The 20155-nt window shown below is 45.9% G+C and carries 18 protein-coding genes and 1 pseudogene; 15 read left to right on the forward strand and 4 right to left on the reverse strand.

What is annotated here, in order from left to right; all coding sequences use genetic code 11:
* The 3 genes and pseudogenes from Q0614_RS11930 to Q0614_RS11940 all read right to left on the reverse strand — a co-directional run.
* A pseudogene (locus tag Q0614_RS11930) lies at positions 1–219 on the reverse strand (hypothetical protein); the annotation flags it as partial.
* 27 nt (positions 220–246) lie between these two features.
* The gene (locus tag Q0614_RS11935) at positions 247–879 is read right to left on the reverse strand and encodes a hypothetical protein (protein WP_298788935.1); all 633 of its coding nucleotides are present in this window, start codon (positions 877–879) and stop codon (positions 247–249) included.
* A 249-nt stretch (positions 880–1128) separates the two neighbouring features.
* Positions 1129–1962 carry a YihY family inner membrane protein gene (locus tag Q0614_RS11940; RefSeq protein WP_298788937.1) on the reverse strand — a complete coding sequence of 278 codons (834 nt, stop codon included), beginning with the start codon at positions 1960–1962 and terminating at the stop codon, positions 1129–1131.
* Positions 1963–2189: 227 nt separating this feature from the next.
* Here Q0614_RS11940 and Q0614_RS11945 point away from each other — a divergent pair, with 227 nt between their 5' ends.
* The 15 genes from Q0614_RS11945 to tgt all read left to right on the forward strand — a co-directional run bounded on the left by Q0614_RS11945 (position 2190) and on the right by tgt (position 18861).
* Positions 2190–4505, forward strand: coding sequence for a TonB-dependent receptor (locus tag Q0614_RS11945; protein ID WP_298788959.1), 2316 nt, complete (start codon positions 2190–2192; stop codon positions 4503–4505).
* A gap of 291 nt (positions 4506–4796) precedes the next feature.
* Positions 4797–6215 carry a TrkA C-terminal domain-containing protein gene (locus Q0614_RS11950; RefSeq protein ID WP_298788939.1) on the forward strand — a complete coding sequence of 473 codons (1419 nt, stop codon included), beginning with the start codon at positions 4797–4799 and terminating at the stop codon, positions 6213–6215.
* 43 nt (positions 6216–6258) lie between these two features.
* The gene (gene aroB, locus Q0614_RS11955; RefSeq protein ID WP_298788941.1) at positions 6259–7290 is read left to right on the forward strand and encodes a 3-dehydroquinate synthase; all 1032 of its coding nucleotides are present in this window, start codon (positions 6259–6261) and stop codon (positions 7288–7290) included.
* Positions 7287–8993, forward strand: a complete 1707-nt coding sequence (locus Q0614_RS11960; RefSeq protein WP_298788942.1) for a mechanosensitive ion channel family protein — start codon at positions 7287–7289, stop codon at positions 8991–8993. The genes aroB and Q0614_RS11960 overlap by 4 nt, the downstream gene beginning before the upstream one ends.
* On the forward strand, positions 8990–10222 hold the full coding sequence (gene mtaB, locus Q0614_RS11965; RefSeq protein WP_298788943.1) for a tRNA (N(6)-L-threonylcarbamoyladenosine(37)-C(2))-methylthiotransferase MtaB: 1233 nt from the start codon (positions 8990–8992) through the stop codon (positions 10220–10222). Before Q0614_RS11960 ends, mtaB begins: the two co-directional genes overlap by 4 nt.
* Positions 10206–11978, forward strand: coding sequence for an AAA family ATPase (locus Q0614_RS11970; protein ID WP_298788944.1), 1773 nt, complete (start codon positions 10206–10208; stop codon positions 11976–11978). Before mtaB ends, Q0614_RS11970 begins: the two co-directional genes overlap by 17 nt.
* 29 nt (positions 11979–12007) lie before the next feature.
* A complete protein-coding gene (gene mog, locus Q0614_RS11975; RefSeq protein ID WP_297894536.1) occupies positions 12008–12535 on the forward strand; it encodes a molybdopterin adenylyltransferase in 528 nt (175 codons plus the stop codon).
* Between the two features lie 65 nt (positions 12536–12600).
* Positions 12601–12918 carry an HMA2 domain-containing protein gene (locus Q0614_RS11980; RefSeq protein ID WP_291936786.1) on the forward strand — a complete coding sequence of 106 codons (318 nt, stop codon included), beginning with the start codon at positions 12601–12603 and terminating at the stop codon, positions 12916–12918.
* Positions 12915–13526, forward strand: coding sequence for a hypothetical protein (locus Q0614_RS11985; protein WP_298788946.1), 612 nt, complete (start codon positions 12915–12917; stop codon positions 13524–13526). Before Q0614_RS11980 ends, Q0614_RS11985 begins: the two co-directional genes overlap by 4 nt.
* Before the next feature lie 95 nt (positions 13527–13621).
* Complete coding sequence (locus tag Q0614_RS11990; protein WP_298788948.1) at positions 13622–14113, forward strand: hypothetical protein; 492 nt, start codon at positions 13622–13624, stop codon at positions 14111–14113.
* A gap of 8 nt (positions 14114–14121) precedes the next feature.
* Positions 14122–14424 (forward strand): Cys/Met metabolism pyridoxal-phosphate-dependent enzyme, encoded by a 303-nt coding sequence (locus tag Q0614_RS11995; protein WP_177386687.1) that lies wholly within the window; start codon positions 14122–14124, stop codon positions 14422–14424.
* Positions 14417–14902 carry a hypothetical protein gene (locus Q0614_RS12000; protein ID WP_298788949.1) on the forward strand — a complete coding sequence of 162 codons (486 nt, stop codon included), beginning with the start codon at positions 14417–14419 and terminating at the stop codon, positions 14900–14902. Before Q0614_RS11995 ends, Q0614_RS12000 begins: the two co-directional genes overlap by 8 nt.
* Before the next feature lie 3 nt (positions 14903–14905).
* Positions 14906–16987 carry a heavy metal translocating P-type ATPase gene (locus Q0614_RS12005; protein WP_298788950.1) on the forward strand — a complete coding sequence of 694 codons (2082 nt, stop codon included), beginning with the start codon at positions 14906–14908 and terminating at the stop codon, positions 16985–16987.
* Entirely contained in the window at positions 16977–17321 is a 345-nt protein-coding gene (locus tag Q0614_RS12010; RefSeq protein ID WP_298788952.1) for a hypothetical protein, read from the forward strand. The genes Q0614_RS12005 and Q0614_RS12010 overlap by 11 nt, the downstream gene beginning before the upstream one ends.
* 373 nt (positions 17322–17694) lie before the next feature.
* Positions 17695–18861: a tRNA guanosine(34) transglycosylase Tgt gene (tgt, locus tag Q0614_RS12015; RefSeq protein WP_298788954.1), complete on the forward strand. Its 1167-nt coding sequence runs from the start codon at positions 17695–17697 to the stop codon at positions 18859–18861.
* A 326-nt stretch (positions 18862–19187) separates the two neighbouring features.
* Here the strand turns inward: tgt and Q0614_RS12020 are convergent.
* Positions 19188–20155: hypothetical protein (locus tag Q0614_RS12020; protein ID WP_298788956.1), on the reverse strand; the 968-nt coding region annotated here is incomplete at its 5' end.

Here is a 20155-nt window from a genome sequence, read left to right on the forward strand (position 1 = left end):
ATCCTCGCCCGTATAGCCATCTCGTGGATCCGGCAATTGAGGGCTACTGATAAAGATAAGATAGGTCTGTTTTTGTTTATCTACTACCCAATTTAACCATCTAATATCTTGATTGCTCAATAAAGGTTTTCTAAATTTTGTCCTAATTTTATTAACAGTGTCTATAACATTATATTTCCCCAAGTCCTCTTTAGAAATATATTCCGCAACAAACGCCATCTAGCCCTCCTTTAAAAATTCTATAATTTAAAGTAGATCGCTCGTATACAGACCGAACAAAGATGAGAGCTCAAATTTAACGTCTTTGTTGCTCAACAATTTATTATTCGGCACTGCAATAATGCCCGATTTAAACCTATACAATATATACTTTTTAAATTTGAATCCATTGAGCGCCAAGAAAATGAAATGATGTAGCATGGTGATTAAAAAGAATATTGGACTTACCAAATACCTAACCATTCTCTTTCTCCTATTTTTTATATCTTTGATCCATATATTTACGTCTTGCTCATTGTATGGTATCAACGCCCAAGTTACCGATACGAGATCGTCTTTTTGCAAAATTTCGGTTTTAAATTTCATATGTTCGTCTATATGGTCGAATAAAATTTTATCATCATAAAATTTTGTAAAAAACTTATTGTAAAATTCTTGATAGGCTATTTTTATCTCCCAAAAAATACTAAATAAAATTCCGAAAATTCCTAGCGTTAATGACGCCCTTCTCATCATTTCTTTATGTGGATCTAGCTCTGGCGTTAAATTTAGCAAAACAAAAGACAAGAATATAAGCACGCACATGATTTTATTTGATATAGTAAGCCTAAAAAAGTAGTCGTTTTCTATGATTATAGGCTCTTTGTCGCAGTCTTTCATAATATTCCCCTGTTTTAAAATCGCGCATAATTTTATCTTAACGGCGCTTTGCGAGGGATTAAAATTTTAGCCTTGCCGCACCTCATTAAATTTTTAAAATTCTATTTCTATGCATATGCCGATTATTCAAAGACGAACTTCCCGCCCGTTTTTGATAGAATTTTAAAATTTCGATTTAAATCTCTAGTCCATGCAGAAAATACGCTTTAATCCAAAAAAGCATAGAAAAACGCAGCCTTGCACAGAAATTCAGGCGCTTTGGCGCTCGCCACCTCTTTTAAATTTAGCGTCCAAAAATACGCAGAATTTCACGCCGTATAGGTAGAAAATCCAGCTTATGTAGATCCACAGAAAGAAAAATAGCGCGACCGAAAACGAGCCGTAGATGCTAAGATAGGTTTTGTTATAAAAGACGTATTGCGCGAAAACCAGTCTTGAAAGCCACCATAAAATCGATGCTACGAGCGATGAGGCAAGCACCGCTTTTGCGCGGATCTCGCGGTTGATCGCCGTAGCATAAGTAATCGCAAAGATCCCCCAAACGATTAAGTAGGGTAGAATTTTAAGCAAATTTATCCAGCTCGTAAACTCGGTTTTATTTAATAGCTCCTGAAGCTCGCCGCTGATATAAAACGATGCTCCAAGCCCCACAGGAGCGAGCGTCATCAGCGTCCAGTAGGTGCTTAGGCTCTTAAAAAAGCTTCGCTCAGGTGAATGCGAAATTCGCGCGATAATCGCTTCAAAATCTCCGAAAAACAGCACCGACGTAACTAACACTGCGCAAAAGCCCGTTACGCCAAGACTTAGCCCGTTTGCCATAAATTCCTCGATATAGTGTGCCATGCTCGCTTGATTTGCAGGCAGGAAGTTTGAAAAGATAAAGCCCATAATCTTGTCGTAGTAGCCTTTAAAGCTTGGCAGCTGCATAAAAACGCTAAGCGAAACCATCAGCACCGGCAGTAGCGCCAGAATCGTGTGAAAGCTAAGGCTTGATGCATGGTGCATGAGCTCGGTATCGTAGAGGCGGAAGAAATTTTTAAGTCGGTTTTGCACTTGCTTAAGCGCCGGTATTAGTTTTTTCATACGGGCGATTTTACATTAAAAATTTAGAATTTCATATAAATTTGCGCAATTTTTCTTTTGTATCTCAGTATATCGTCTATGAAATTGTAAACTGCAGAAATGCAACTACAAATATATAAATTTATATCTCGAATTTAGTCTAAATTTAGGAAAATTTTTCTAATATGCTAAAAAATAATATTAAATATATCCATAACGAAGGGAAAATAATGGAACGAAGGAAAACGATGAAATTTAAAATTTCATTAGCGGCATGTATGTGCCTACTATGCAGCAGTTTGGCTGCAGCGCAAAGTGGCGGTAATTCTGCGCCTGAAAAGTCGCAGAATATGGGCGTAATCGAGGTAAATTCCGTCGGCGATAATATCAGCGAGAGCGGCATCGACGAGGGCTTTTTGAGCAAAAATGTGCAACAAGGCCTGCTTGCGGGCAAGCGCGCACTTGATCTTCCCTATCAGATCAACACGATCAGTAAGGAGATCATAAATCACCAAGGCGTCACCGGCTACGAGGAGGCGGTCAAATACTTCCCCTCCGCGCAGATTCAGATGCGCGGCGGAGCTACGGTCGGACGCCCGCAGACACGCGGCTTTGAAGGCAGCGTCGTAGGCAACAGCTTCTGGGACGGCTTTTATACGGTTTCGACGACGGCGATTCCGATGGCGATGTTTGAGAGCTTTCAGGTGCAAAACGGCGTCGCAGGCTCGCTCTACGGCGCACAAAACCCGGTTGGCATTTTCAGCTACACGCGCAAGCGCCCGGTAAAAGATCAATACATAATTTGGAGCGATTATATGTCGCGAAGCAACCTAGGTCTTGGTCTTGATCTATCCGATAAATTTGAAAAATTCGGCTACCGCGCGGTATTTTACGGATCAAACGGCGACAGACAGCCAAAGGGTTCAAATTTACAGCGCCGCTTAGCCAGCGTCACGATGGAATTTTATCCGACGGGCGATCTAACGTTTGAAACCGCAGCGAGCTATTACGAGCACAATACCAAGGGCTTTGCAGGGCAGTTTGCTCTGGGCGTGCGAGACGGCAAGATCGTAGACGGCATGGAGCTTCCAAAGGCGGTGGATTCCTCAAAACGCGGTCTTGGGCAGAGCTTTGGAGGAATGCATCTAAAAACCACTACCGCAAGCGCGAAATTTAAATTTACGCCTACCGATAAATGGTATTTAGAGGGCGGCTTTCAGTTTCAGCGCACCGATCGCGACATTCACAGCGTCGTAAACTATTTGCTTCCCGAAGGGTTTGATTGCGCCAATTATGCCGCTTTGCCGAATAATAGAAAGCCTCCTATATGTGTAGCTAATCCAAACGCGAAATGGACGCAGCCGGGTGATTATTATACTCAACACAGCGGCGGTGCTACGGCAGCATATAGATATGACCTGCCAAGCGGCTATCTCAAGGCCAACACGCAGTTTGACACGGGCAGCGTAGGGCACGATTTTAGCGTGCAGACCAACGGCTATCACTGGACGCAGGATAGATATAAGATCGCAAGCACCAACTACACCTCGCCTACCATCGGCAATATCTACGATCCTAAAATTCTAAATTACACCGGCGCTAGGCGCGGAAGCGGGTTATATCATTTCGCAGTCATAGATATGTATAACGTCTCGGTGCTAGACGATATTACGATAAACGATAAATTTGACGTGATGTTAAGCGCATCTAAGGCGTGGATGAGGCAGGAATCCTACAATAAAAACGAGCAAAGACTTGTCAAAGCCTATAGCGATTCGGGCTATAGCTGGGCGGGCAGTTTGATCTTCCATCCGATAGAGGATGCCAGCATCTATTACACCTATGCAGATAGCTTACAGCAGGGCTCTACCTATGTTTATAAGAGTGGCCCGCATAACGGCGAGGTCGCCTCTACATCTCCGTATCGCTCCAAGCAGCACGAGATCGGCGCTAAAATTCGCGTAGCCGATATGATCGATTTTAGCGTAGCGTATTTCGATATCCGCAGACCTATCGCGTATCTAAATAGCTCTACGGGGATCTATGGCATAAACGGCGAGCAGCGCAACCGCGGATTTGAGTTTATGAGCGGCGGACGAATTACAAAAAATTTAAGCGTGCTGGGAGGCTTTACCTACATCGATCCTAAGATGCACAACGTAAGCATCGAGGGCGCTAATCGCAAGGTTGCAAACGGCATCCCTAAGCTCAATGCAAATTTGATGTTTGATTACGTGATCCCGGGCACCGATAAGCTTGCGATCAGTACGAATTTCCACTACACCGGCAAGATGTATCTGGACGATCTAAATACCCAGCACACGCCTAGCTTTTTCGTTACCGATCTTGGTATCAGATACACGAGCGAGCATCTTTTGGGCGATAAGACCACGCTGCGCTTCAACGTAAATAACGTATTTAACAAAAAATATTGGGCGGGAATGTATCCTGCTAGCGCCGACGGCGCGGGCGGTCTTAACGTAACTAGCGTACTAGGCTCGGCAAATGGCGTGACGCTCGGCGAGAGCAGAAGCTTCATGCTCTCTGCGGAGGTAAAATTTTAAAATCTAGCGGGTTTAAAATTTCTACTTCGGCGGCGCGAATGGTTATAGCGCCGCTTTTAAATTTATGAAATTTTATCGCTCTAAGCGGCAAGATTAAATTTAACGAGGCTTGATTTTAATATATTTTAAAATTTAAGCCTCGCTTTTGGAATTTTAAACCTTGATTTTAAAATTTCGATCTTAAAATTTTAAGTCGCCGCGCCTCAGCTTGCCCGCAAAATTTATCCGCGCGCGGTTTAAAATTTAGCCGTTTTTGGTTATAATCTTTGCAAAACCACGAAACGGAGAGCAATGAAACAAGTTTTAATCATCGCAAGCGGAAAGTTTGCGCGCCATTTTTTATCCAAAGTTTGTAAAATCAAAGATGTCATCAGATCGTATCGCGTCATAGCTAAAAATATGGATGCCGTGCCCTTAGAGCTTGAAAACGAGTCAAATTTTTCGGTCGAGATTTTTGATCCTACTAGCATTGAGCGGTTGCGCGTGGTGCTAGCAGAAGAGGAATTCGACCGCTGCATAGTGATAATGGAGGATGAGTTTGACGCCAAGGTGACGCTAGAAAATTTAAAGACGCTTGCTCCCGATTTAGAGCTTTACGTGGCCGATTTTTGGGGACTTTTGCGCGAGAATAAAAACGAAGCTCACGTAAAAATCGTAAACACGCTTGCGCTAAATTCTTCGCGCTTCATCGGCTTTTTGCCCGATAGCCCCGTTTTTGCTGATAACATTGGGCTTGGGCGCGGAGAGATAATGGAGGTAAAAGTGCCCGTAGGAAGCTCGTTTGCGTATAAAAAAATCAGCACGCTTTCTAATGCGAAATATCAAATTCCAATGATCTACCGTCACAATAATTACATCGTAACGACGCCCGGCTCGCGGATATATCCGAATGATACGATCTTGGTCGTTGGTGAGCCGAGCGCGCTGCGAGTGGTGTTTGCTGAAGTAAAAAAGCAAAGCGGGCAGTTTCCATCGCCGTTTGGGCTAAATATTTTCGCACTAATCGATATGAAAAAAATGAGCGGCGACGAGATAGCTAGGACGGTTAGGGCGCTTGAGTTTTTGGATTTACATATTAGAAATCATAAAATTTATCTGCGAATTTTAAATCCTCTGCTAAACGACGCTTTTAGCGAGCTTAAAGCTCTGTGTGAGCGAGATAAATTTGAAATTCTCATCGATTACTCGGGCGAATTAAATTTAAAGCGCGACGTGAGCGAAAATAAAGCAGGCTTGGTAGTTTGCTCAAGCGGAGTTTTCGAGGCGAAAAAAGCGGCGCTTAAAACGCTTGAAATTCCGGTGCTAAGCCTTGGAGAGGGCGAGCTAAAAGATGTGCGTAAAAGTGTCGTACTAAGTGCCGGCGAGCGGCTTCGTGAGGAATCAAGTATCGTCTTTGACATCAGTTCGCAGCTAGGGCTAGACGTGTATTTGTATCTTTTCGGCGAGAGCGAAAAGGGCGAGTTTGCGCAAAGCTACGTGAGCTTATCGAAGCTTTTTAAGCAAAGTTTATTCGTGATTCCTTGCGAGCGGCAAAATCCGATTTTAGCGCTAGGTAGCGAGCGAGATCTGCTGCAATTCGTGCCATTTAATGATAGAATTTTGGCGCGCAAGCTCACATCGATTTTCAATCAGAATTTGGATCAGATGTATTTTAAACTCGGCAAAAATCATCAAATTTTCGTTCCGAGCGATTACGGGTATGAAAGGTAATCGAAATTTATGTTACAATTACCCAAAAATCAAAGGCTAGCGTATGAAAATCAATCTTAATTTAGGTAAAAAATACAGCGTTTTTATCGACGAATTGCAAGAGATCAAGCTCAAAGGCAAGGTAGCGATCATCACAAATCCCAAAGTAGGCGGGCTGTGGCTTGATTTTTTATTGCAGCGGTTAAAATGCGAGCAAAAATTTATCATCACGATCCCAGACGGCGAGGAGTATAAAAATACCGCGAGCGTGGAGCAAATTTTAGAGCAGCTTTTTAGCTCCAAGCTTGATCGCAAAAGCACGCTCATCGCTCTTGGTGGCGGTGTTATTAGCGATATAACGGGCTTTTGCGCGAGCATTTATGAGCGCGGCATCGATTTTATCAATATTCCGACGACCCTGCTAGCGCAAGTAGATGCGAGCGTCGGCGGTAAGACTGGCGTAAATAATCGTTTCGGTAAAAATTTAATCGGCTCGTTTTATCAGCCGCGCGCGGTTTATTGCGAGAGCAAATTTTTATCGACGCTTCCTGCGCGAGAGTTCGCGGCGGGTGTTGCGGAGGCGGTAAAGATGGCTGTATGCTTTGATGTCGAACTATTTAAATTTTTCGAGACGCACGATCTAAAAAGCGCCGATGAAATTTCATACGTAATCGCTCGCTGTGTGGAGATTAAAGCGGGCGTTGTAGAGCGAGACGAGCGCGAAAGCGGCGTGCGTGCGGTGTTAAACTACGGACACACCTTCGCTCACGCTATCGAAAAAATTACTAATTATAAAAAATTTTTGCACGGCGAGGCTGTGGCGATCGGCATGGTGATGGCAAACGCTTTGGCGCGGCGTCTCGGTAAACTAAGCGGCGAACAGGAGGAGCAGATCCGTAAAGTGCTTCAAAAATTTGCGCTTCCGATAAAATTCCACGTAGAGGATGCAGCGGAATTTTACGAGCTGTTTTTCCTCGATAAAAAAAGCGAAAACGGCAAGATAAAATTTATCCTGCCAGATGGCATCGGTAAATTTAGTATTGCCGATGATATAGACAAAGCCGCGGTAATAGCCACGTTAAGAGAGTTTGCATGAAAATAATCCTAGCCGTTTTTTTGATTTTTAGCCTTGGTTTTTGCGAGGGAAATTTCACGGCTGCAAATCCGAGTGCGCAGATCGGCTCCGGCGTGCCTCAAAACGATAAAAATCAGACGCAAAGCACGGAGCTCGCCTCATCCCTAAAAGCTCAAATAAAAGTGATAGATGACGAGATTAAAAATAATATCTGGATCTCGCGCTTTTCAAATTTCATCGGCTATCAAAATTTACAAAAGCAATCCAGCCAGCTCGAAGCGGAGCTAAAAAAGAGCGCCGGCACCGATAAGATCGCAGAGATTCAAAAAAGACTTCGCGCCGTAAAAGAGCAGTTAATTCTGCTAAAAGAGTATGAAAAATCTCCGTTTTTAGATATCATCGCGATGCCTGAAACTCCAGAGCCCGCGCGCATTACAAATCCTTTTTCGATAATTTCCGGTTTTTCTACGATTAGAAATTTGCAAGCTCAAAAGATGGAACAGAAAAACGCCATCGAAAATATTAAAGCTTTAATCGATAAACTTGAAGCAAAAAGGGCGCTATATGAGCGTTTGATGCAGATTGATACGGACGCAAGCGCTGCGGCGGAGCTTAAAAGCTTAGATTACGAGCTTAGTGAGTTTAGCTCCGCGTACGAGATCGCGCAGACCACATACGACGTTTACGAAAAAAAGATCAACTCCCAAATCGCCGTGCAGACCGCCGATATAAAAGCGCAGATCAAGCGCGCGGGAAACATCGCCGTATGGATACTCGTAGTCATCGCGCTGTCGTTTTTATGCAAGGTAGTGGCGAAAAAATATATCAAAAACGACGAGAATTTTTATATCGTAAATAAAGCTATCAACGTTTTAAATTTCACGCTGATTGCGCTGATACTGCTCTTTTCTTACATCGAGAATATGACGCACTTCGTGACGGTTCTTGGCTTTGCCTCGGCAGGTCTTGCGATTGCGATGAAAGATATGTTTATGAGCTCCTTGGGCTGGCTTACGATCGTGCTCGGCGGCAGCTTTCGCGTAGGCGATCGCATCAGGGTGCATAAAAACGGCGAGACCTACGTAGGCGACATCATCGATATTTCAGTGCTTAGGATGACGATTTTTGAGGACGTTACACTTACTACATGGAAGGAAAACAAGCGCGCCGGCAGGGTGATTTTCATACCGAACAATTATATTTTTACCGATCTTATCTCAAACTACACCCACAGCGGGCTTAAGACCGTCTGGGACGGCATTAGCATACTTCTAACCTTTGATAGCAACCATAAAAAGGCGATGTATCTTATAAAAAACATCGTGCGGAAGTATTCCAAGGGCTACACCGACATCGCCAAAAAGCAGATGGGCAAGCTGCGCTCGCAATACAGCATTAAAAATCCAAACGTCGAGCCTAGAATTTTTAGCTTTTTCGAGCCATACGGCATTGAAATTTCGGTTTGGTATATGACGAACTCTTACGCGACGCTCGGGCTTCGCAGTAACATCTCGGCTGAAATTTTAGACGCGCTAAGAAGCGAGCCCGATATCAAGATCGCCTATCCCGCATACACGCTTTTTAACGGTAAAAACTATATGGCGGCGGGCGGAAATTTCATGGCGCAAGATCTAGGCTCCGAGCAACAAAGTCCGCAAAATTTAAACGCAGCGGCGCAGGGCTCGGGCTTTGCCACAGGAAGCGGATCTGGGAGCGAAATTTGAAAATTTATTTTAAAACATTTGGATGCCGCACCAATATCTACGACACGCAGCTTATCAAAAGCAACCTCAAATCTGGCGAGATCACGCACGACGAGCAGGGCGCGGATGTCGTCGTTATAAATTCCTGCACCGTTACGAACGGCGCCGACGCGGACGTGCGAAACTACGTCAATAAGATGAACCGCCTCGGCAAAAAGATATTGCTAACCGGCTGCGGCGCGGTCTCGCGCGGCGAGGAGCTGTATAAAAACGGCGCGGTCTTTGGCGTATTCGGGATGTCGCAAAAGGAAAAGATCGACGAGTTTTTGAGCTCACGGTCGAAATTTTACGATATCGGAGGTCTTGACAGCGTCGAAAAAAATCTGGTAAGCGACTACGAGGATCACACCAAGGCCTTTATTAAAATTCAAGAGGGGTGCGATTTTAACTGCAGCTACTGCATAATCCCCTCGGTACGCGGCCGCTCGCGCAGCAGCTCTGAAGACGCGATCTTAAAAGAGGCGGCGAGCCTTGCCGCAAACGGCTTTAGCGAGATCGTGCTAACCGGCACCAATATCGGCAGCTACGGTAAATCCTTAGGCACGAGCCTGGGCGCGCTGCTTCAAAAACTGGGCGCGATACGCGGAATTCACCGTATTCGCCTAGGTAGCATCGAGCCCTCGCAGATAGATGAGAGCTTTCGCGAAATTTTATCCGAGCCCTGGCTGGAGCGGCATCTGCACATCGCGCTTCAGCACACTTCGCAAAAGATGCTTAGCATAATGCGCCGCCGAAATTCCGCGCTAAGGGATTTGGAGCTTTTTTGCGAGCTTGCGGAGCGCGGATTTGCGCTGGGGACGGATTTTATCGTCGCGCACCCGGGCGAGAGCGAAGAAATTTGGCTCGAAGCGGTAGAAAATTTCAAAAAATTTCCGCTCACGCATCTGCACGCCTTTATCTTTTCGCCGAGGCAAGGAACCGCTTCGGCGTCGCTAAAAGGCCGCATAGACGGTAAAACGGCGAAGGCACGACTAAAGATGCTGCAAAACATAACGGCGCTGAATAATTATAAATTTCGCCTTTCGCACAAGGTGCCGCTAAATGTGCTGATCGAGCGGAAAAACGGAGAGTTTTATGAAGGATATGATCAATTTTATGATAAAATTTGGATCAAGAGCGATGAGGATTTGTCGAAAAAATGGATGGAGATAAGAGATTATGAGGTTAAATTTGATGGAAATTTTGCATAAAATCAAAAAAAGCAAGCTAAATATAATTCTGATTTTTTTAGTGCTACTTATCGTTTTGCTCTCGATCGTTTATTTTAAAGACGATTCGCGATACATCACCGAGCGCGAATTTAGCGAGCTAGTCCGCGCGGATCAGATCAAACGCGCGCATATCGAGGGCGGCAATTTAAATTTTACCTACGACGGCAAACGCTATAAAATTTTAGTCGATCTCGTAGATCTTAAGGAGCTATCAAATCACGCTCTAATCAGCAAAGAAAAGGATGATGGCACGAGCGGTATCAGCGCGATCTTGGTAATTTTTACGTTCGCATTTTTTCTCTTCGTATATTATTTTGAAACCGTTTTGACTAGACGCCGTAGGCTAGACGGCGTAGGCGCCGCGCGTCAGAGCGCTAGCTCGGGCGGCGATCTCGGCGATCTTTCGCCAAGCGTTAGCGACGTGAGATTTAGCGACGTCGCGGGCATCAGCGAGGTCAAGGACGAACTCATAGAGATCGTGGATTTTTTAAAAAATCCCGCAAAATACCGAAATTTCGGCATCAAGCTGCCGAAAGGAATTTTAATGATCGGCGAGCCCGGCGTCGGTAAAACGCTTATCGCAAAAGCGGTAGCCGGCGAGGCGGACGTGCCGTTTTTTTACCAAAGCGGCGCAAGCTTCGCCGAGGTCTTTGTGGGTGTCGGCGCTAGGCGGGTTCGCGAGCTGTTTGCGAAAGCTAAATCCTGTGCACCCGCGATAATTTTTATCGACGAGATCGACGCAGTTGGTGGCAAGCGCGGTATAGGGCGCAACGACGAGCGGGAAGCGACGCTAAATCAGCTACTGACCGAGATGGACGGATTTGAGGAAAATAGCGGCGTGATGGTAATCGGTGCGACCAACAAAATAAATATGATCGACGATGCGCTGCTGCGCTCGGGGCGCTTTGATAGGCGCGTTTTCATCGGCCTTCCGAACTACAAAGACCGCATCGAAATTTTAAAAATTTACCTCGAGGGCAAAAGATGCAGCGCGAATATCAACAAAGTAAGTCGCCTCTGCGTGGGCTTTAGCGGCGCAGGAGTAGCGACGCTGGTAAATGAAGCCGCGATCAACGCTCTTAAGCGCGGCAGCGATACGATCGAGCTTAGCGATTTTGAAAACGTGCGGATGAGGGTCTTTTACGGCGTGCAAAAAAGTAGAATTCTAACCGAATACGAAAAGGAGATCCAGGCGTTCTATCAGGGCGCAAAGGCGCTTAGCGCGTATTGGTATTCGTTTGATTTCGAAAAGATCGAGCTTTTAAACGATAAATTTTTAAACGAGGATTTCGAGATCGAATCCAAAACGCAAATTTTAAATCAAATCAAAGTGCTGTTAAGTGGCATGGCGGCGCTACAGATCCATAAAAACGACGCCTTTTCAAATTCCGCTAGCGACGTAAAGCAGGCTATCGCGCTGGCGCAAAAGATGGTTTTCGAACTCGCGATGGGCGATAGTTTCACCCCTAGTGCGCAGAGCGTGAATAAAATTTTGCAAGATTGCTACGACGAGGTAAGCGAGATAATCCGCACGATGCAGGATAAGCTAAATCAAATTTCAAAGCAAATTTTCGTCTATGAGTTCATAACTTTCGAGGATGTTCAAAAGATTTGCGAATCTGATGGTGTGGAGCAAGAAGGCGTCTCCGCGCAAGAGCAAGATTTGCAAAAGCTGGAAAAAGATAGCGAAAGCTCTGAAGAAAAGCCGCAAGACGGCACGCTAAATTTCGATTAAATTTTAAAATTCCAATAAAGGAGAGGAAAATGGTAAAAATAGGTGTTTTAACAATAAGTGATCGCGCCAGCGGTGGCGTTTACGAGGATTTAGGAGGCAAAGAGATAATTGCCGTGATGGATGATTGGCTAACTTGCGAGAAAGAGTATTTTTATGAAATCGTCCCAGATGAGCTAGAGCTGATCAAAGATAAGCTGATTTATCTTTGCGACGAAGCGGGTTGTGATTTGGTGCTAACTACGGGCGGTACGGGTCCTGCTCCGCGCGATGTAACGCCTGAAGCGACCGAAGCAGTAAGTGAGAAATTAATGCCAGGCTTTGGCGAACTAATGCGCGCAGAGAGCCAAAAGATCGTGCCTACGGCAATTTTATCTCGCCAGATAGCAGCGATCCGCAAAAAATCTCTGATTATAAATTTGCCGGGCAATCCAAAAGCGATTAAAGAGTGCCTTCTGCCGGTATTTCCTGCTGTGCCGTATTGCATTGATCTAATGGGAGGAAATTACATAACAGCGGATGAAAATAAGATAAAAATATTCCGTCCTAAACGCAAATAATTCGCAAAATTTAGCAGGAATTAAATGATTTATGATATTATTTGGGTGCAAATTTAAGGAAAAATATGAAAATAAATCACAATGATATTTTGGAATTTCATAAGTATTTTAGCAAAATCAGCCACAGCAAAGGTCGTATCCGTATCCGCGTAAGTCCCAAAATTAGGGAGTTGCGAGATAGCGTGAGCGAGGAGAGCCTGAAGGCTAAAATAGCTGCAATTCGCGGGATAAAAGAGTATAAATTTAACTCTCTAATCGGCTCGCTGACGATTCATTATGATGAAAGCGTTTTTCCGATGCACCTTTGGGAGCAGTTTTTAAGCGGTATCAGTTCGCCTGAGCTAGTAGCGCTTGTAAATTCTAATATCGAGGCGATTTCTTGAGCGAAGAAGCATTGCGTAGTGCCAAAAAATCGCGTAGAATTTCTAATAAATCTCGGAATTTAAATGAGGCGAAAATTGCAGATATCGCTCTTTTGCTCGAAAAAGAGGCACAAATTTTTCAGTTTTATTCGCTGGGCGCAGTTAAATTTCAAGATAAAAGGTTAGGAGAAATTCTATCTTTACGAGCTGGATTACTTGAGCGGATACTAGACTTTGCAAATTCTTGTGGGCTTGGTGCTATGCCTCCTGAAAATAGCAGTGAGGCACTGGTTGCAAAAGGTATGAATGAGTTTTTGGCTTCGGCGCTTTTGATAGAAAAAAGCTCTATGATGTTTTATGACGATCTAATTAATTCGTGCAAGAACGCGGAATTTAAAGAGCAGCTATATAAGGCGCAGGCGGTTTCGTATAATGAAATTTTGCCGATTTTAAAGGAATTAAATTCTAAATACGAGGTTGATTTAAATTCTTTGAATTTCGCTGATTTATTAAATGAAATTTTAAAAAATCCGCAGGGATTAGAGCGGATATTTCAAAAATACGATTTGCAAAATATCTTAAATAGCGCATTTTCCAATTTAATTAAAGGAATTTTGCAGAAAAATTAAATTAGGATTGCAAAAATCTAAAAAAGTCGCTATAATATCAAAATCTATGTAAAGTTGATAAAATGACTTTATAATCTTAACACAAGGAGAATGAAATGCCGATCCCATTTCTAGCAGGTTTTGCGCTTGGTTGCGCGGCGGTTTACGCTTATAACAATCGAGATAAAATCAAAGAAGGTGCGAATAAAATCGTAAGTAGCAAAAGTGTCGAGGAGCTAAAAAATAGCGTCAAAGGCGGAGCGGAAAAATTAAGCAAAAAATCAAAAGAAATTTTTGCGGAAGCCAAAGAAGGCTTAGACGATGTCGCTGAGGCGGTAAAAGGTAAAAGAAAGTCTGGTAGCAAAAAAGCTGCGACAAGTAGTGCTAGCACTGAAACTGGCACTGCAAAAAAAACTAGAAAAAAACCGGGACCGAAACCGGGATTTAAAAGAACTAAAAAATCCACCGCGAGCTCTAAGACCGGCGAAACGCCGGTAGGTGAGATATCCGCAGCATCTACTACTCCGCTTAATATCCCGCAGATCGTAAAAATGGACGATAATTCTTCTGCTAAATTTACGTCCGCAGACGATAAATCAGAAAAATAGAGGCCTAAATGAATAGATCACTTACGACACAGCGTTCTCCGCTGGATCACGTTTTAAGCGGCGCTATAGCAGGGGCGATCGGCGGTTGCGCCGTAGAGCTCGTTAAAGCAAAAGAAGGCAAAAGCAAATCTAAAGCGATTCGAGATGCGCTGGATATTGCGCTAAGCGGCGGTATCATCGGTGGCGGAGCGATTTACAGTGCAAATAAGCTCGTACAAGGCGAGTATCTACGCGCAGCGGCAGGCGTCGCAGTATGCGTAGGCGCGCTCATTGCGGGTAGAAATTTTATTCTTAAGGTAGGCAATGAGTAATCCCTATATCACGAAAAAAGATTTGAAAGAAATTCTAGACGATTACGATTTTGGTGACAACAAATATGCTAGCAGCTCTGCGGGTAGCTTTGCCGGCGACGAAAGGCTCGGCGGTTGGGCCAAATGGATAAACGAGCGGGTAAATTCTACACCTTTTAATAGCTCAGCCTCCGACAATGGCTCGGATAATAAAGATTCCGCCGCTCAAAGCTCAAGTGATGTAAATTCTACTCAGGGCTCCGCTTTCGGTGGAATTTTTAATTCCTTGGGTGGCAGGCAAAACGCGAACGGCTTATTTGGTAGCAACTCATTTATCACAGGCATCGTTCTAGGGGCTGCGGCGACCTATTTTCTCACTGACGAAAACGCGCAAAAAAAGCTTTTTAAGCTCATTGCAAAGGGTACCGAGATGTTTCAGATGGGCGTTGAAGAGATGAAGGAGCGATTCGAAGACGCCAAGGCAGAGATGCAAGAGTAGTCGATGCAAAATTTTAAAATTTTACATGAAACTAAATCCAGACTGCGGCTAAAAATCGTCGGTTTTAGAGAGATCGATGCGAGCGCTTTTACTAGAAGCGTGGCGAAATTTCAGGGCGTGCAGGACGCGAGATTTAACGCTAAAATCGGCTCTTTGATCCTTAAGTTTGACGCGGGTGTAGATAAGGCAGGAATTCTAAAGCAACTTGAAGCTTTAAATTTAAGCGAGCTAAAATCAATTATCCCCGCTAACCATAAAAATTTGCCAAGCAAAAACGAATTTATTTTAGCGCTTCTTGCGTTGGGGGGAAATTTAATCTTTCGCACTTCGCCTTTAGTGCGCGCATTTAGCATCGTAGCGTGCATGCCTATCTTAAAAGAGGGCATTAAAGAAAGCTTTCGCCACGGGCTTACTTCAAAGGGCTTGGAGGCTGCTGCTGTGGGGATTTCGCTCGCTCGCGGCGACGTATTTGCCGCAAACAGCACCAACGCGATGCTCGCTCTTGGCGAATACATGGAGGAAAGCACCGTTTATAAAAGCGACGATCTGATCCGCGAGCTCGCCCGTCCTGACATCGCCGAGGCGTGGGTCGAGATAGATCAAGACGGCAAAAAGACCGAAGTCAAAATCGCAACTTCCAAGCTAAAGGTGGGCGACATCGTGGTCGTGGGCGCAGGCGACGTCATAGCCGTGGACGGGCACGTCGTAAGCGGCGAAGCGATGATAAATCAAGCCAATATGACGGGCGAATCGGTTGCGGTGAAAAAATCTCGCGGCGATAGCGTGCTGAGCGGCACGATCGTGGAGGAGGGTAGGATTCGTATCTGGGCGGAAAATGTCGGAGAAAACACGTCCACGCAGCGCATAAAGCACTACATCACGGCATCTCTTAACGAGCGCTCCAGCATCGGCATGCATACGACTCACTTAGCCGACAAGCTCGTGCCGGTAACCTTCGGGCTTGCGGGCGTGTCCTATCTGATAAATCGAAATTTTATGAGCGTAGCTTCGGTGCTGCAGGCGGACTACTCGTGCGCGCTTAAGCTGCCTACGCCGGTTGCTTTTAAGTCGAGCATTTCAAAAGCGGGCAAGAACGGGATTTTGATCAAAGGCGCCAAGGCTCTTGAGTCGCTTGCGAGCGCCGACACCTTCGTATTTGATAAGACGGGCACGCTTACGTACGGCAACCTGGAGGTCGCCGAGATCATATCGTTTGACGAGCATTTCAGCAAAAACGATATTTTAAATTTAACCGCGAGCGCGGAGGAGCATTACTTTCACCCCGTAGCCGAGGCGATCGTGGATGCGGCTAAAAAGCACGGCTTTATCCATAAACACCACGACGAGGTGGAATTCGTCGTCGCTCACGGCGTCAAAACAAGCATCGAGGGTAAAAAGCTCATCATTGGCTCGCGCCACTTCCTCGAAGACGACGAGATGATCTCGTTTGCGGCACATGAAGAGACCATCGATCTTGCGATGCAAAAGGGGCTCGCGTTGCTTTACATCGCATTTGACGGCAGACTTTTGGGCGTCATCGGGCTTAGAGATGAGGTACGCGCAAACGCCCGCACCGTCATCGCTAGGCTCCGCGAGTTGGGCGCTAAACAGATCGTCATGCTAAGCGGCGACGTGAGCTCAAAAGCCCGCGCCGTAGCCAAAAAGCTCGGCGTAGATCGCTATTACGGTGAGCTGCTGCCGACGCAAAAGACCGAAATCTTAGAACAGCTGAAAGCCGAGGGGCGAAAGGTGGTCTTCGTGGGTGACGGCATAAACGATGCACCGAGCCTGATGAAGGCGGACATCGGTATCAGCATGCTAAACGGCGCCGAGATCGCCAAGGCTTCCGCGCAGATCGGGCTTTTGAAAAACGACATCGAGGGCGTCGCGCAGGTAAAGGCGCTGGCTAACGACACGCTGCGGCTCGTAAATCGAAATTTCAACGCCACCGTGGGGATAAATTCGATCATTTTATTTTTGGCGACTTTCGGCGCGCTAAGTCCCGTAGCTACGGCGCTGCTGCACAACGGCACGACGATCGGGCTATTACTAAATTCCATTAAAGGGGTAAAATTTGAGCATTGAAGATAAAATTTTAGATCTGAACTTTCAGCGCAAAGCGGCTAAAGTGACGCTCGGAGTGAGTATGGGCATCACGGCTCTAACCGCGCTGAATATGAACTCGCGCATGTCGCAGCTGCATAAAATTTCAGGCCTAGTGATGCTAGGATGCGCGATCTGGCACGCTAGCCTTTACGGTTCGCCGTACAGCGAGTTTTTGCAAAATAGAAAAGCAAAGAGTCGGGGCAGAAAAAAATCTATAGCAAATTTAGCCTTGCAAAATTTATCGGACGGCAAAAGCGTGTCCGCAAAAAGCGCGCCCCTAAAAAGGAAGCCTCGCGCACGCAAAAGCGTTTAGCGATATAGCGCGTCGCGGCTTTTGAAAGTGCAAAGAAACTCTAAAGCCGCTAAATTTCTTTAGACGCAGCCGCCGAATAAAACGTCGTAAGTGGTGAATTTTACGCCGTTCGCGGCTAAATTTGCTATCAATAATCTCACTTGTAAATTTAATCGAATTTGTATTTTCAAATTTTGCGGTCATAGTTTCGCTTGTAAATTTTACGTTTTGCAGTTGCGGCCGCTCCGCTACTTAAATTTTAATCTGCAAACGCTTCATAATATCCTTTAAATTTTTCACCCGTCTTTACCTGCCGCAAATTTAAATTTCGCTACAATCGCTTTTTAAAATTTCGCGCCGAGTGCGCGCAAGAAGCTAAATTTAAAGGATCAAGATGGATTTTCAAATAGACGCTGCGGACGGCGCGGCGCGCGCCTGCACGATCCGCACGGCGCATAGCACGATCCGCACCCCCGTTTTTATGCCGGTCGGCACAGTGGGCGCGGTCAAGGCGCTCGATGCGACGGACGTAGAGCAGCTCCTGGGCGCGCAGATCATCCTTGCTAACACCTATCATATGTATCTGCGCCCGGGCTCGGGGGTGGTGGCGGGCTTCGGCGGGCTGCACGGATTTACGAAGTTTCCCCGCAGTTTTCTGACCGACAGCGGCGGCTTTCAGGCTTTCAGCCTGCGCGCAAACACCAAAAACGACGAGGGCGGCATAAAATTTAAAAGCCATATCGACGGCAGTATGCATTATTTCACGCCGCGCTCGGTTCTGGATACGCAGTATGAGCTAAACTCCGATATTATGATGATTTTGGACGATTTGGTGGAGCTGCCGCGCGAGCCTGGCGCATTGAGCTGCGATGATAGATCGCGGCTTAAAAAGCGGATCGATCTAAGCGTTGCGCGCACGATAAAATGGGCTCGCGAGGCGATAGATTATCACGAGGCCATGAAATCTCGCGGCTTGCACGCGCATCAAAACATCTTCGGTATCATCCAAGGCGGCACCGACCCGCAGGCGCGCAAATTTTGCGCCGAAGCGCTGTGCGAGATGAGCTTTGACGGGCTTGCGATCGGAGGGCTTAGCGTGGGCGAGAAAAACGAGCTGATGTACGAAACCGTCGAGGCTATGATGCCATACGTCGATGCGGCGCGCCCGCGATATTTGATGGGGGTCGGCACGCCCGAGGATCTCGTCGAAAACGTCGCTCGCGGCGTGGATATGTTCGACTGCGTGATGCCCACGCGCAACGCCCGCAACGGTACGCTATTTGCGAGCTTCGGCAAGATTAGTATCAAAAACGCGGGCTTTATCAGCGATCACGATCCGATCGATCCGCACTGCGACTGCTACACGTGCAAACGCTTCAGCCGCGGCTACCTAAATCATCTATTTCGCGCGCGCGAGCTTAGCTTTTACCGCCTCGCTAGCATTCACAATCTGCACTATTACCTGCGCCTTGCCGCGGATATGAGAGAGGCGATCATGCACGGGCGGTTTGCCGAGTTTAGGCGTGAATTTTACGCCGCACGAAGCGGGGCGCGAGATTAAATTTCGGCGGGCGAGGGTGCGGAATTTAGCGCGATAGTTAAATTTAGCCGCTGCGACGGGCGGAATTTTATACGGCACGCAGTTAAATTTAAACGCGGCAAAATTTGGGCAGTGAAATTTTAAGAGCTGCGGCGCGTGGAGCTTGTAGCGCGAAATTTAAAATTTTAGTGGAGTAGGCTGAGCCGGTTCGGCTTTTTAATGCGAATGCAAAAGAGTAAAATTTTGGCGCTCACGATTAAAATTTATTGAGCCAAATTTTGATTCCGCAGATCTGCTAGCGGAATAGAAATCTAAATTTAAAGGACTAAATTTCGTTACGCGGCAGCTTAAATTTTAGCCTTTTTTATGCGGCGTAAACAGATGAACGAAAATATATAAAACGGCGCGGAGATTGCGAAAATAACGATATGTTTCCACGCCATGGTGTTAAAATCTATACCGGTGCTTTGCGCGATCTGCGCCGGAAGCCCGGCAAACGCGTCCATAACGCCGATCACAACGATAGCGCAGAGCTCCACGGCAAGCGCGATGAGAAACGGTAAGGAGCCCTTGGTCGTGAAGATGAGATACAAAAACGCCTTGAGCTTGTAGCAATACGATAGTAGCCCAAACAGTGCTACTGCGATGCTAAAGATCGCTATGTAGGCGTCAAGCCCTATGGCTTCGTTCTGCAAAACCGTGGCGACGACGCAGATTATCAAAAAGATATTGTAGCTCGTGATCTGCCGCACGGCGTATTGATCGTGTCTGGCGGCCGATAGAAAGATAAATACTTGATTTAGCGGCAAAATGTAGCTCAGCGCAAATATCAGATAGATAAACAGATCAAAGGTGAGCGAAACGGTGTTTTGATTGACATATTCTTGGATCTGCTTAAATGACAGCAGCGACTCGGTGATCTGAGCTCTAAAGATCAGAGCGATGCCGATTAAAATAAGCGGCATAATGTAGGCCTTGATACCGCTCATCCGGATAGGGTTGGTGTAAATTTTACTCTCGAGGTTCTCGCCCTCGCGTGGATCGTCCATCTGCACGAACTCAAATCCAAAGAATTTCGGTTTTTTTGCACTCGCGGGTTTGGTTTTGCGAGGAAGTTTGAATTTTTTAAATTTTTTCGCGATTTTTGTTACTTTTGCGGCGGATCTATCCTCTGCGATATTTTCGGCGGAATTTTGAGGGGACGACTGCTCTGCTGTGTCTATCTCTATGAAATTTTTAGGATCAGAAATCCAGTCGTTATTTTGCTTTGTGGCTTCTTTTGCTTGTGAAGCCGCTTTTTGCGCCGCACGATCCT

The sequence above is a fragment of the uncultured Campylobacter sp. genome, from assembly GCF_937997595.1.
In the GTDB taxonomy this organism is placed as follows: domain Bacteria; phylum Campylobacterota; class Campylobacteria; order Campylobacterales; family Campylobacteraceae; genus Campylobacter_B.